Below are 13,049 nucleotides of genomic sequence, written 5' to 3'. Positions count from 1 at the left end.
CTGCGTCAGGCGGTGAGGCTGCTCAACGCCAGGAAGAAACCGGCAATCGAGGCAGACATCAGGTTGGAGAGCGTGCCTGCCAGCACGGCTTTCACACCAAACCGAGCAATCTCCTTGCGGCGGGTCGGGGCAATGCTGCCCAGGCCACCGAGCAGAACGGCAATCGACGACAGGTTGGCAAAACCACACAAGGCAAATGACAGGATGGCCATGGTGTGGGGCGTCATCAGTTGACCCGTGGCAGCCACCACCTGTTCCCCTTCAATGTAGGGGGCCAGGTTGATAAAGGCCACGAACTCGTTGACCACCAGTTTCTGGCCGATGAACGAGCCCGCCAGGGTGGCTTCTTCCCAGGGCACGCCCAGCAGGAAGGCCAGCGGGGCAAACAGCCAACCCAGAATCAGCTCCAGGCTCAATGCCTCGAAACCGAACCAGCCGCCCACGCCGCCCAGAATACCGTTGACCAGCGCGATCAGGGCGATGAAGGCCAGCAGCATGGCACCCACGTTGGCTGCCAGCTTCATGCCCGACGTAGCACCGGCGGCGGCGGCATCCAGCACGTTGGCGGGCTTGTCGTCCTGCTCTTTCAGCTCTTCATCGACCTTGGAAACGCTGTCGCTATCTTCCACGTTCTGGGTTTCCGGCATGATCAGCTTGGCGAACAGCAGGCCGCCAGGTGCCGCCATGAACGAGGCCGCCACCAGATACTCCATGGGAATGCCCAGCGCGGCATAGCCCGCCAGCACCGAACCCGCCACGGAAGCCAGGCCACCACACATCACCGCAAACAGCTGCGAAGGGGTCATGCGGGCAATGAACGGGCGCACCACCAGCGGTGCCTCGGTCTGGCCCACGAAGATGTTGGCCGTGGCCGAAAGCGACTCGGTGCGCGAGGTGCCCAGTGCCTTCTGCAACGCGCCACCCAGAATCCGGATGACCCACTGCATGATGCCGACATAATAGAGCACGGCAATCAGCGAGGAGAAAAAGATGATGACCGGCAGGACTTTGATGGCGAAGACGAAACCGACGTTGTCCACGTCAGCCAGCCCGCCAAACAAAAAGCCGATGCCGTCGTTGGCGTAGACCAGCACCTGGCTGACGCCTGCCGAAATGGCCTGCAGAACGGCCTGGCCAAACGGTACGTAGAGCACGAACGCACCGATACCCGCCTGGATCGCGAAGGCACCCAGCACGGTACGCAGGCGAATCGCCTTGCGGTCATAGGAGAAAACAAGCGCAATGGCCACCAGAGTGACCATGCCAACCAGGCTCATGATGAGGGTCATGGGAGTACCTTCGGAGCGTGAGAAGTGGGAGCGATTACAGCAAGTTTAGCTTGACTGAGTAAATCATCGCGTTCTGATAGGCGTCGGGTGTACCCAGCTTGTTCTCTGAGTAGCGATACTGCACGCCGGTGGTGATCAAGTCAGACGGGTGCCACCAAAGGCTCAATGCACCGTTGGTACCCACGCTCCCTGCGGTACCGTTGACGAAGTTCTGGGAAAGGTAGTCGCTGTCGCGACCGAAGGTCTGCTCGTGCCAGTTGGTCACGCTGAAATTCTGGTCCAGCGCGGTGAAGTCGTAGCCCGCGACCCAGCCTGCCATGTAGCCATTCATGCCCGTGTAACCATCACTTTGCACCCTGGCAGCACCGATGAAGGGCTTGAACCATAGGCCGTTGGCGAACGTCGTGCGGTAGCCCAGGCCGAGAATCTGATCCTGCTCGCGGGCATTGAAACCGTAGTCGCGGAAGTCATAAACGTGGGCGTAAAGCGACAGCGGGCTGTCGCCCAGGTAAATGTGCGAGGTCACTTTGCCTGCGGTGCGGAAGTTGTCCTTACCGCCACTGGCTTCGTCGAACTGGTCGTTGGTCGGGTTCTCGAAATCGAAGAAGCCGTAGAACTCGCCCCAGCTAAAGCCGACGCCGCCTTCGATTTCAACGAACGTGAAGTCGCTCTTGGCGGCATTGCTCGCCGTGCGCGCTTCGGTACCGTTGGACCAGTCCAGGTAGTTCAGGGAAACATTGGCAAATGACCAGTGCGGGGTCATTGGGCCACTTGCTGCATCATTGGCAACGGCCGGAGCAGCGGCCAGCGCACCAGCCATGAAAACGCCAGCGCCAAGCGTGACGAGCGAAGAAACGTAAGAGGGGGATAAAGCAGTCATGAAAGCCTCAACAAGGGTTATTACGGTGCCACGAGAGGTGGCATACCGACGTTGTGGGTCGTGCAGGCTGGCGTTGATGTTAAAATTATAACATCGAGTGTTATTTTTTTAACGTTGATTTGCAAGTATTGTCACATCAACGCTGCCAGGGTGTTTCATGCGCCTCATGGCGGCAAACAGAGTGGTAGGGGAGTGGAAATTCGCGGGGCGCTGGCTCAGCATAAGCGTTACCTGAGCGCTGAAACCCGATAACAAGATGAATCACAAGGAGATGCCTGTGAATGACCGGAGTGCCCAGCGCCTGGCTATGCTGCAAGAAGCCCTGGCAAGCGGGGGAACCCTGCACCTGCGCGATGCCGCCGAGCTGTGCGGAGTGTCGGAAATGACCATTCGCCGAGACCTCGCCACGCAGCCATCTCCCTTGAGCCTGCTGGGGGGGCGGCTGGTGATGGCCAGCTACCCCGGCGTGACGCCGGTCTACGACCTTACCGAGCAGCAGGCCAGCCACTATCATGTCAAACATCGCCTGTGCCAGCGTGCCGCCAGTTTCATCGATGAAGGCGACACGCTGTTCATCGACTGTGGCTCTACGCTGATTCCCTTGCTGGGCCAACTGAGCCACTTCCGCGAGCTGACCGTGGTGACCTACGCGCTGAACGTGGCCAACACGGTTGCCGCGCTGCCCAACGTGCGGCTGGTGCTGCTGGGGGGGCTGTTTCACGCCTCGTCGCAGTCTTTCGGCAGCGATGGCATGCGGGGTGCCATCGAACGGCTGGGCATCAACAAGGCGCTGATTTCAGCGGCAGGAGTAGACTGGGAGCGCGGAGTGAGCTGTTTTCACTTCCACGAAGTGGCTCCCAAACAAGCGGCGATTGCTACCGCCATGCAGCGGTTGCTGGTGGTCGATGCCAGCAAGTTCGGCGTCGTACGGCCCGCCTATTTTGCCTCGCTGGCCGATTTCGACGTGGTGATCACCGACGACGAGCGCGCCCCTGGCCTGCTGGAAAACCATCCCGCCAGCTCCCTCAGCATCAGCGTTGCCTAACACATTTGGCCGCCCCTGGGGTGCGGCAAAGCGCCTCTTTCTGATTGACGGAGATCAATGGAAAATACTTTAGTCTTAATTTATACACGCAACGTGTGGTTAAGACTCGCTACCTACCCCTCCCGGTAGCGCATACCTTTCCCGGAGCACGTCAACCCTCGACGGTTTTGGGAAATGTATGGGGTAATAGTTAGCTTGCTACTTAGCTGGCTAGTTAGCCAGCCAGCAGCAGGCTGTATCAGCCACTCTCTCACGAGACTACACCCATGCAATTACCTACCCTTTGGCGCAGACGAGGCATTCTTGTGCTCGTTGTGCTGTGCCTGCTGTTGGCGGGCTGCAGTTCTGCATTGCTGGACCCAAAGGGGCAGATTGGCGTCGAGCAGCGCTCGCTGATTCTGACCTCCTTTGGGCTGATGCTGATTGTGGTGATCCCGGTGATCGTCATGACGCTGCTGTTTGGCTGGCGTTACCGGCGCAGCAACAGCGTTGCCAAGTACCTGCCTGACTGGGCCCACTCCAATGCCATCGAGGCAGCGGTGTGGAGCGTGCCTTGCGTGATCATCGCCGTTCTCGCCTTTCTTACCTGGCAAACCTCGCACTCCCTGGACCCCCACAAGCCCATCGAAAGCAGCGTAGCGCCCATGGAAATACAGGCGGTGGCGCTGGACTGGAAATGGCTGTTCATCTACCCCGAGCAGGGCATTGCCAGTGTCAATGAAGTGGCCTTCCCGGTGGATACGCCGGTGCGCTTCAGGGTCAGCTCTGGTTCGGTGATGAATGCGTTCTTCATTCCCCACCTGGGCAGCCAGATCTACGCCATGGCGGGCATGGACAACGACGTGCACCTGATCGCCGATGAAGTGGGCGTCTACCCAGGCCGTTCCACCAATTACAGCGGAGCCGGTTTCTCCGGCATGACCTTCGACGCCCACGTGACCTCGCCCGCCGACTTCGATGCCTGGGTGGCCAACGTGCGTGAAGCAGACCAGACCCTGACCTACCCCGAAGGCTACAACGCCCTGGCGACCCCCAGTGAATACCACCCGGTCGAACACTACTCGTCAGTGGCACCCGCCCTGTACGAAACGATTCTGACCAGCTTCCACGGGGGTGGTGAAGGCCACGGCGGCCATGGTGGCCACAGTGACCATGCGGCACATAGCGACGCCGTAGGTGAAGCCCACGACAGCCATGGCGAAAGCGGTGAGCTCGAGAGTGCCCAGGTGGCCTCCCATCACGCTGCCTATGGCCACGTTACCAATCAGCACGCTAGCGATGAGCACGCCATGGGCGGCCATCCTGACAGCGTAGAAGCCGGGGGTTAAACATGTTTGGAAAATTGACGCTCGACGCCATTCCGTATCACGAACCGATCATCATGGTCGTGGCGGTGTTCATGGCGATTGGCGGTGCGGCGCTGCTTGGCGCGCTCACCTATTACCGCAAGTGGGGCTGGCTGTGGAACGAGTGGTTTACCTCCGTCGACCACAAGAAGCTCGGTATCATGTATTTTGTGGTGGCCCTGGTCATGCTGCTGCGTGGCTTTGCCGATGCCATCATGATGCGTACCCAACTGGCCATGGCGGCCGGGGGTGCCGCAGGTTATCTCCCTCCTGAACATTACGATCAGATCTTTACCGCCCACGGCGTGATCATGATCTTCTTCGTTGCGATGCCCATGGTCATCGGCCTGATGAACCTGGTGGTGCCACTCCAGATCGGCGCCCGCGACGTGGCTTTTCCGTTTCTCAACAATTTGAGCTTCTGGCTGTTTGCGGTCTCTGCGGTGCTGGTGAACATTTCACTGGTGGTGGGGGAGTTCGCCAAGACCGGCTGGCTCGCGTATGCGCCTTTATCGGGGATAGAGTTCAGCCCTGGGGTGGGGGTCGATTACTGGATATGGGCCTTGCAGATATCCGGGATAGGCACGACGCTCACCGGCATCAACTTCTTCGTCACGATCCTGAAAATGCGCACCAAAGGCATGACGCTGTTCCGCATGCCGATCTTCACCTGGACATCGCTGTGCGCCAATATCCTGATCATTGCCTCGTTTCCCATTCTGACCGCGACCATTGCCCTGCTGACGCTGGATCGCTACTTCGGCATGCACTTCTTCACCAATGATTTTGGCGGCAACATGATGATGTACGTCAACCTCATCTGGGCCTGGGGCCACCCGGAAGTGTACATTCTGATCCTGCCCGCCTTTGGCGTGTTCTCGGAAGTCATCGCGACCTTCGCCCGTAAGCGCCTGTTCGGTTACAAGACCATGGTGTGGGCCACCGTGGCCATCACGCTGCTGTCGTTCATCGTCTGGTTGCACCACTTCTTCACCATGGGCGCCGGGGCCAACGTCAACGCCTTCTTCGGCATCATGACCATGATCATTGCCATCCCCACCGGGGTGAAAGTGTTCAACTGGCTGTTCACCATCTTCCGTGGCAGCCTGGAGCTGACCTCGCCGGTGCTATGGACCCTGGGGTTCATCATCACCTTTACCCTGGGCGGCATGACCGGCGTGATGCTGGCGCTGCCAGCAGCCAACTTCGTCCTGCACAACAGCCTGTTCGTGATTGCCCACTTCCACAACGTCATCATCGGCGGCGTGGTGTTCGGCATGATGGCGGGCCTGACCTACTGGTTCCCCAAAGCGTTCGGCTTCACGCTGAGCGAAAAGTGGGGCAAGCGTTCGTTCTGGTGCTGGTTCATCGGTTTCTACGTCGCCTTCATGCCGCTTTACGTGCTGAGCTTCTTCGGTGCCGTGCGTCGCATGCAGTCTTACGCCAACCCCGAATGGCAGCCCTGGATGATTCTGGCCTGGGTGGGTGCCGTGATCATCATGATGGGCATTGCCTGCACCGTGATTCAGTTCTGGGTCAGCGTGCGCGACCGCAAGCTCAATGCCGACCTGACTGGCGATCCCTGGGATGGCCGTACGCTGGAGTGGTCCACGTCTTCCCCCGCGCCGTTCTACAACTTTGCCCGTTTGCCGGAAGTGGGCGACATCGACAGCTTCTGGTCGCAAAAACAGCGCAGTAACGAACAGCTCGAAGACGCGCCCTACACCGATATCCATATGCCCCGTAATACCGTAGCCGGCCCGGTGATCAGCCTGTTCGCACTGGTGCTGGGTTTTGCGCTGGTGTGGCACATCTGGTGGCTGGCGGGCGTCGGTGCGCTGGGCGTGGTGGTGAGTTTCCTCGCCCGTGTGTTCAACGATGACATCGACTACTACGTGCCCGCTGCCGAAGTGGAGCGTATCGAGCGTGAACATCAGCGCCGCAAAACTTCGGCACCCAGCAGTGCTGTCGATAGCGAACAAACCAACTATGTGGAGGCGCGAGCGTAATGGCCACGGATACCTTGCATCACGGGGCCACTGCAGAGCCCCACGAACATCACGATGCCGCAGGCACCAAGGTCTTCGGCTTCTGGGTCTACCTGATGAGCGATCTGGTGATCTTCGGGTCACTGTTTGCCACTTATGCCGTGCTCATGAAGGGCACGGCGGGGGGGCCTACGGCTGCCGATATTTTCGAGCTGCCGTTCGTGCTGGTCGAAACCTTTCTGCTGCTGTTCAGCAGTTTCACTTTTGGCATGGGCGTTTTGGCCATGAATGCCGAGCGGGTGGGTCAGGTCAAGGCGTGGCTGGCGGTCACCTTTGCCCTGGGGGCTGCCTTCGTCGGCATGGAAGTGTATGAGTTTCATCACCTGATTCATCAAGGGTATGGGCCAGACCAGAGCGCGTTTCTGTCGTCGTTCTTTACCCTGGTGGGCACCCACGGCCTGCATGTCACGGTGGGGCTGGTATGGATTCTGGTGATGCTGGTGCAGCTTTCCACCAAAGGCCTGACGCCCATGACGCGCCCGCGTATCCTGTGCCTCAGCCTGTTCTGGCACTTCCTGGATATCGTGTGGATCTGTGTGTTCTCGTTCGTCTACCTGATGGGGGTGCTTTGACATGAGCCAATCGTCATCACATTCAGCAGCGCATTCAACGACTTCCCATGGAAGCGTTAAATCGTATGTTGTCGGGCTTCTGCTATCTTTAGTGCTAACCGTGATTCCGTTTGCGGTTGTCATGAGCGGTGCGCTAAGCACCGCCGCGACGGTGGTGGTCATCGCTGTAACAGCCGTGCTGCAGATTCTGGTCCAGCTGGTCATGTTCATGCATATGAATACCAAAGCCGACGAGGGGTGGAATCTGATGTCCTTCGTTTTCACACTGACGATACTCGTCCTGGTGGTAGGGGGCTCTTTATGGATCATGCAGCATCTGCATCTCAACATGATGATCGGCTGAACGTGGCACCGAGCCGCTGGCGAGACCTGCTGGCGCTCACCAAGCCGGGCATCATTGGCGGTAACTTGATCGCCACGCTGGGGGGCTATTTTCTAGCCGCCCACGGCACCTTCGATGTCGTCACGTTTGCCTCGGTGATGCTGGGCATTGCGCTGGTGATTGCCTCGGGCTGTGCCTGCAACAACGTCATCGACCGGGATATCGATGCACTGATGGCGCGTACGCGCCATCGCCCGCTCGCCAAGGGGCGTATCTCGATTACCCAGGCACTGGGTATTTCGGCGCTGCTGGGCGTGGCGGGGGTCGTGTGCCTGGCGTTGGGCACCAATGGCTTGACGGTGGCGCTGGCGGTGATTGGCTGGGGCGTGTATGTCGGGGTCTACAGCCTCTACATGAAGCGCCACTCCGAGTACGGTACGCTGGTGGGCAGCCTTTCCGGGGCCATGCCCCCGGTGGTGGGCTACTGTGCCGTCACGGGGCAGTTCGATAGCGGTGCGCTGATGCTACTGGTGATTTTCTGCCTGTGGCAGATGCCGCACTCCTATGCCATTGCGATTTTCCGCTATGCGGATTATCAGCGGGCATCAATCCCGGTACTGCCGGTGGTGCACGGGATCAAAATGGCCAAGCATCACATCCTGGGCTATATCGTGGCGTTTATTCCCGCCTCGCTGGCGCTGGTCCTGGCCAGTCAGGCGGGGATGGGGTATCTGTGTGTGGCGCTGGTCATGGGCGGCTACTGGCTCTACCTGGCACTACGCGGCTATCGGTTAGATGACGATGTTCGCTGGGCCAGGAAAGTGTTTGGCGTCTCGATCCTGACGATCACCGCGATGAGTTTGGTGATGGTGCTGGAAGCCATGGTGCCCATGTGGGTGTAATGCCTAACAACGATTGAACCTGACGCAAAACCTGAAACGCCCCGAACAGTGAACTGTTCGGGGCGTTCTTTTTAGCGTGGCTTTCAGCGGATACGTATACAGGGCTCGGCGAGTGCCTAGCCTTGCCGCTGGCTGGCTTGGATTGCGGTGAGGGCGATGGTGTAGACGATGTCATCCACCAGTGCCCCGCGGGACAGGTCGTTCACCGGCTTGTTCAAACCTTGCAGCATCGGGCCCACGCTGACCACTCGGGCGCTACGCTGAACGGCCTTGTAGGTCGTGTTGCCGGTATTGAGGTCGGGGAACACGAACACGGTGGCCTTGCCCGCCACGGGGGAGTCGGGAGCTTTCTGCTTGCCCACGCTTTCGATGGCGGCGGCGTCGTACTGCAGCGGGCCGTCGATGGCCAGGTGCGGCGCGCGCTCCTTGGCGATGCGGGTCGCTTCGCGGACTTTATCCACGTCGGCGCCGGTGCCGGAGTCGCCGGTGGAGTAGCTGATCATCGCCACCCGGGGCTCGATACCGAAGGCCTCGGCAGAGCGCGCGCTCTGCAGGGCGATTTCCGCCAGGGTTTCGGCGTCCGGGTCCGGGTTCACCGCGCAGTCGCCGTACACCACCACTTGCTCGGGCAGCAGCATGAAGAAGATCGACGAGACCTGGTTGTACTCCGGGGCCGTCTTGATCAGCTGAAACGCCGGGCGAACCGTGTTGGCGGTGGTGTGTACCGCGCCCGACACCAGGCCGTCCACCTCATCCAGCTGCAGCATCATGGTGCCCAGCACCACGTTGTCCTGAAGTTGCGCTTCGGCGGTCAGCTCGTTGAGCTTGCCTCGGCGGCGTTCGACCATGGGGCCGATATAGTTGGCGCGGGTGCTTTCCGGGTCGATGATGGTCAGCGTGTCGGGCAGCGTCAGGCCACGGTGGTGGGCCACGCTTTCGATGTCCTCCCGCTTGCCCAGCAGAACGCAGTCGGCAATACCACGGCGCTGGCAGATGATGGCGGCTTCGATGGTGCGCGGCTCGTCGCCTTCCGGCAGCACGATGCGCTTTTTGGCCTGTTGGGCCAGCTTCACCAACTGATGGCGGAACGCCGACGGCGACAGGCGGCGGGGGTAGCCACGGCTCAGTTTGGCTTTCAGCCACTCCAGGTCCATGTGTGCCGCCACGTAGCGTGCCACCTGCTCGGCGCGCTCGAAGTCGTCCATGGGAATTTCGCTGCTGAGCTGGCTGAGGTTCTGGGCCGTGGTCAGGCTGTCGGTTTCCACCGCCAGCACCGGCAGGCCGGTCTTCAGCGCCGGGCGACACATCTCGATCATGCCGTCGTTGGGAAGGAACCCGTTGGTGAGCAGCACGCCCGCCAGCTGGGTGCCGTTCATGGTGGCCAGCGCCGAGGCCAGCACCACGTCGTCACGGTCGCCGGAAGCCACCACCAGGCTGCCGGGCGTGAAAATATGCAGTGCGTTGGCGGCGCGGCGGGCACACAGGCTGGTCGACAGCACGCGGCGCTGTGCGGCGTCGCCTTCGTTGAGCACCTTGGCGTTCAGTGCCCGCGCGACGTCCAGCGTGCGCGGGGCGCTCAGGGTCTTGCTGTAGGGCACCACACCAATCAGGTGGAAGCGGTCGGTGGCTAGCGCCGGGGAGTAGCGGCGCAGCTCGTTGAGTACCGGCTCTTCCAGCTGCGGCTTGATGGTGCCGGGGGCGGCGGAAAGGTCGTCCTCCTGCCCATAGGGCAGGTTCTTCATGCGCATCAGAATGCCGCCCAGGGTGCGGCTGGAGCTGACGCCGCCAAAGCTGCGGGCGTGCATGTCCAGCTCTTCCGCCAGGTGCTGGGGCTCGTTCAAGTCGCCGGTGCCCACCAGGATGATGCGGGCGTTCAGGGCATGCGCCAACTGCGCGTTGGTCTGGGTCGCGTAGGTGGTGTGCTGGGTCGGCACGACGCCTTCCACCACCACCAGGTCCAGAGCGCTGCCGTCGCGGTACGCCTGCTGGGTGACCTGCTCGTAAAGCTCGACGACGTTTTCCATCAGCTCGTCGGTCTGGTCGTCGCGCAGCAGCCGCTCCAGGCGTGCCTGGGAAATAGGCGAGGGCGGGCGCTGGTTCAGCGTCCGCGAGACCAGCGCCGTCGAGCGGTCAAGGCCCGGGCCGTTCAGCTCGTTCTGCATGAACGGCTTCAGAAAGCCAGCTTTCAGGCCAATGGTATCCAGCGCTTGAATCAGGCCCAGACAGGCCGAGGTCAAGCCTGCCCCCATGCTGGTGGGGACAAGCAGAATGGCTTGGGGTTGCTCGGAAGAGCTGTTCATTCAAGGGGTCTCCACACAGTAGCGGGTTTCCATGGCAATGCGGCCCTCTTCATCGGTGGGGATCACCCACACTTCAGGGCCGTTATGGCTCGCGGTGTCCAATTTGCCTTCTTTGCCGCGAATGGTCGCTTCGTTGGCGGCTTCGTCCATACTGAAACCGAAGTGGGGCAGCAGCGCCAGCACTTCACGACGTACGATAGACGAGTTTTCGCCAATACCGCCAGTGAAGATCACGCCGTCTAACCTGGGTAATGCACAGGACAGCGCCGCCAGCGACTTGGCGATGCGGTAGCAGAACACGTCCAGCGCCAGCTTGGCACCGGGGTGGCCAGCCACGGCCTGGTCTTCCACTTCACGCATGTCGTTGGTCAGGCCGGAAAGGCCCAGTAGGCCGCTTTGCTTGTTCAGGACGTTATCGATCTCTTCCACCGACCAGCCCAGTTGGCGATGCAGGTGGGCATGCAGGCCGGGGTCGACGTCACCGCTGCGGGTGCCCATTACCAGGCCTTCCAGCGGGGTAAGGCCCATGCTGGTATCCAGGCTCTGGTTGTTCCACACGGCGCTGGTGGAGCAGCCGTTGCCCAGGTGGGCGGTCAGCCAGCCGCCTGCACCACGGCTGCTCAGTTCCCCGGCGCGCTGGCTGACGAACGCATGGCTGGTGCCGTGAAAGCCGTAGCGGCGAATGCCATGTTCGGTGTACAGCGCTTCCGGCAGCGCGTAGCGGTAAGCGCGGGGCGGCAGTGTCTGATGGAAGGCAGTGTCGAAGACGGCCACCTGGGGCAGCTCGGGAAACACCTTGCGCGTGGCGGCAATACCCGCCAGATTGGCAGGGTTGTGCAACGGGGCCAGGGCTGCGGTGGTTTCGATGGCGGCAATCACGCTGTCGTCGATCAGCGCCGCTTGGGTGAAGTGCTCTCCTCCATGCACGATACGGTGGCCCACGGCACCGGGAACGCGGCCTTCCAGGCGCTCCAGAATGGCGCTTAGCGCTTCGCCGTGGTCGGCGCCGGGCAGCGGCTGGGTGAAGCTCTCACCGGCGCTGTTCTTGCCTTTCAGGCGAGCGTCGCTGCTGCCCAGACGTTCTGCCAAACCGGCTAGACGCGGTGCCTGAGGGTCTGAATCGATCAAAGCGTATTTAATGGAAGAAGAGCCACAGTTGATAACCAGCACCGGTGCGTTCATAACAACCTTTGTAAAGTAGTCAGGAGGAAAGGGGGATAGACTTTAGTTTAACATGCAGAGACTGAGAAAATCAGCGAAGAATTTAGTTAGCCTTCTATGTAAAATGTCGTCATCCTGTTCCTTATATAACCTAACGTGAGCCGTTTTGTTCCTATGTCGTCGATTTCCAGCCCCGCGCTTTTGCCCCGTCATCTCGCCATTCTGCTGATGATGTGTGTGGCCACCATGTTCGCCGCCAACCACGTGTCGGCGCGGCTGGCCTTCGATAACGGTACGGGGCTGCTGCTGGCGGTATTGATGCGTTCAGGGGTGGCCTGCGTGATCCTGCTGAGCCTGTTCGTGCTGCAGAAAAAGCGCTTCTGGCTGCCGCCCGGTGCCTGGCGTTGGCAGTTGGTGGTGGGGCTGTTGATCACCCTGCAAAGCGTCAGCCTGTATTCTGCCGTGGCTCGCCTGCCGGTGGTCATTGCCCTGCTGCTGGTCAATACCTTTCCCATTCAACTGGCGCTGCTTAGCTGGGCGCTGGGTGGCCCCAGGCCTTCGCTGCGCAGCTGTCTGATCATGGGCACCATACTGATTGGCCTGCTGGTGGTGCTGGATATTCCCAGCTGGTTGGCCAACGCCGATGCCATGGGTCCCGAGTGGTTGGCAGGCATTGGCTTTGGGCTGCTGGCCGCCTTTGCGTTTGCCTGTGCGCTGTGGATCACTGAGCACCGCCTGGCAGGCGTAGGCAGTACCCTGCGTAGCCTGCTCACCATGCAGACCGTATTCGTGGCCATGATTCTTGGCGGGCTACTGGGGGCAGTGCCTGGCGGCATGAGCCTGCCCGACAACAGTAGCGGCTGGGCAGGGCTCATCATGCTGGCACTGCTTTACGGCAGTGCGTTTTCGGTGCTGTTCATCTTCGTGCCCCGCCTGGACATGGCGCGCAACGCCCCCGTGATGAACTTCGAGCCAGTGGCTTCGCTGCTGATCGGCTACCTGGTGCTGGGACAAATGCTCAGCCCCAGCCAGCTGCTGGGCGGCGCGGTAGTGGTGGGGGGCATCGTGGTGCTCAGCCTGTCGAAAGGCCGCTAGGCTACGCCACCGGGCGCCGAAAAAAGGAAATTATATGCAAAGCGTGGGGCAGCATTTGCGTTATCTCGGGGGTTGAGCCACACTTGCTC

Annotated in this window: 11 protein-coding genes; 7 read left to right on the top strand and 4 right to left on the bottom strand. The window is 60.7% G+C overall.

Annotated features, from left to right (window positions below; genetic code table 11):
* Positions 1-5 precede the first annotated feature (5 nt).
* A complete protein-coding gene (locus tag HSS18214_RS0107505; RefSeq protein WP_016914675.1) occupies positions 6-1,289 on the bottom strand; it encodes a NupC/NupG family nucleoside CNT transporter in 1,284 nt (427 codons plus the stop codon).
* 34 nt (positions 1,290-1,323) lie between these two features.
* Positions 1,324-2,169: an outer membrane protein OmpK gene (locus HSS18214_RS0107500; protein WP_026001801.1), complete on the bottom strand. Its 846-nt coding sequence runs from the start codon at positions 2,167-2,169 to the stop codon at positions 1,324-1,326.
* 277 nt (positions 2,170-2,446) lie between these two features.
* On the opposite strand from HSS18214_RS0107500, the gene HSS18214_RS0107495 reads away from it, so the two are divergent.
* From HSS18214_RS0107495 to cyoE, 6 genes are all read left to right on the top strand, one after another.
* A complete protein-coding gene (locus tag HSS18214_RS0107495) occupies positions 2,447-3,214 on the top strand; it encodes a DeoR/GlpR family DNA-binding transcription regulator (RefSeq protein WP_016914673.1) in 768 nt (255 codons plus the stop codon).
* 266 nt (positions 3,215-3,480) lie between these two features.
* A complete protein-coding gene (gene cyoA / locus HSS18214_RS0107490) occupies positions 3,481-4,542 on the top strand; it encodes a ubiquinol oxidase subunit II (protein WP_026001800.1) in 1,062 nt (353 codons plus the stop codon).
* 2 nt (positions 4,543-4,544) lie between these two features.
* Positions 4,545-6,569 carry a cytochrome o ubiquinol oxidase subunit I gene (gene cyoB / locus HSS18214_RS0107485; protein ID WP_016914671.1) on the top strand — a complete coding sequence of 675 codons (2,025 nt, stop codon included), beginning with the start codon at positions 4,545-4,547 and terminating at the stop codon, positions 6,567-6,569.
* A complete protein-coding gene (gene cyoC / locus HSS18214_RS0107480; RefSeq protein ID WP_016914670.1) occupies positions 6,569-7,180 on the top strand; it encodes a cytochrome o ubiquinol oxidase subunit III in 612 nt (203 codons plus the stop codon). The genes cyoB and cyoC overlap by 1 nt, the downstream gene beginning before the upstream one ends.
* Position 7,181: 1 nt before the next feature.
* Positions 7,182-7,523 carry a cytochrome o ubiquinol oxidase subunit IV gene (gene cyoD, locus HSS18214_RS0107475; protein WP_026001799.1) on the top strand — a complete coding sequence of 114 codons (342 nt, stop codon included), beginning with the start codon at positions 7,182-7,184 and terminating at the stop codon, positions 7,521-7,523.
* Positions 7,481-8,404, top strand: coding sequence for a heme o synthase (cyoE, locus tag HSS18214_RS0107470; protein WP_026001798.1), 924 nt, complete (start codon positions 7,481-7,483; stop codon positions 8,402-8,404). The genes cyoD and cyoE overlap by 43 nt, the downstream gene beginning before the upstream one ends.
* A gap of 116 nt (positions 8,405-8,520) precedes the next feature.
* Here the strand turns inward: cyoE and pta are convergent, their stop codons facing one another.
* Both pta and HSS18214_RS0107460 read right to left on the bottom strand, forming a co-directional pair.
* Positions 8,521-10,704: a phosphate acetyltransferase gene (gene pta / locus HSS18214_RS0107465; RefSeq protein ID WP_016914667.1), complete on the bottom strand. Its 2,184-nt coding sequence runs from the start codon at positions 10,702-10,704 to the stop codon at positions 8,521-8,523.
* Complete coding sequence (locus HSS18214_RS0107460) at positions 10,705-11,886, bottom strand: acetate/propionate family kinase (RefSeq protein WP_016914666.1); 1,182 nt, start codon at positions 11,884-11,886, stop codon at positions 10,705-10,707.
* A 153-nt stretch (positions 11,887-12,039) separates the two neighbouring features.
* Between HSS18214_RS0107460 and HSS18214_RS0107455 the strand changes: the two genes are divergently transcribed.
* A complete protein-coding gene (locus HSS18214_RS0107455; RefSeq protein WP_016914665.1) occupies positions 12,040-12,960 on the top strand; it encodes an EamA family transporter in 921 nt (306 codons plus the stop codon).
* The last annotated feature ends 89 nt before the right edge of the window (positions 12,961-13,049 follow it).

The sequence above is a fragment of the Vreelandella stevensii S18214 genome (genome assembly GCF_000275725.1).
Taxonomy (GTDB): domain Bacteria; phylum Pseudomonadota; class Gammaproteobacteria; order Pseudomonadales; family Halomonadaceae; genus Vreelandella; species Vreelandella stevensii.
The sequence above is the reverse complement of the archived record's forward strand: the minus strand, read 5'-3'. Positions and strand labels throughout refer to the sequence as shown.

Bases quoted from the DNA above. Each gene is read 5' to 3' on its own strand.
- HSS18214_RS0107505 (WP_016914675.1), bottom strand. From the start codon at position 1,289: ATGACCCTCATCATGAGCCTGGTTGGCATGGTCACTCTGGTGGCCATT.
- HSS18214_RS0107500 (WP_026001801.1), bottom strand. From the start codon at position 2,169: ATGACTGCTTTATCCCCCTCTTACGTTTCTTCGCTCGTCACGCTTGGC.
- cyoA (WP_026001800.1), top strand. From the start codon at position 3,481: ATGCAATTACCTACCCTTTGGCGCAGACGAGGCATTCTTGTGCTCGTT.
- cyoB (WP_016914671.1), top strand. From the start codon at position 4,545: ATGTTTGGAAAATTGACGCTCGACGCCATTCCGTATCACGAACCGATC.
- cyoC (WP_016914670.1), top strand. From the start codon at position 6,569: ATGGCCACGGATACCTTGCATCACGGGGCCACTGCAGAGCCCCACGAA.
- cyoD (WP_026001799.1), top strand. From the start codon at position 7,182: ATGAGCCAATCGTCATCACATTCAGCAGCGCATTCAACGACTTCCCAT.
- cyoE (WP_026001798.1), top strand. From the start codon at position 7,481: ATGGATCATGCAGCATCTGCATCTCAACATGATGATCGGCTGAACGTG.
- pta (WP_016914667.1), bottom strand. From the start codon at position 10,704: ATGAACAGCTCTTCCGAGCAACCCCAAGCCATTCTGCTTGTCCCCACC.
- HSS18214_RS0107460 (WP_016914666.1), bottom strand. From the start codon at position 11,886: ATGAACGCACCGGTGCTGGTTATCAACTGTGGCTCTTCTTCCATTAAA.
- HSS18214_RS0107455 (WP_016914665.1), top strand. From the start codon at position 12,040: ATGTCGTCGATTTCCAGCCCCGCGCTTTTGCCCCGTCATCTCGCCATT.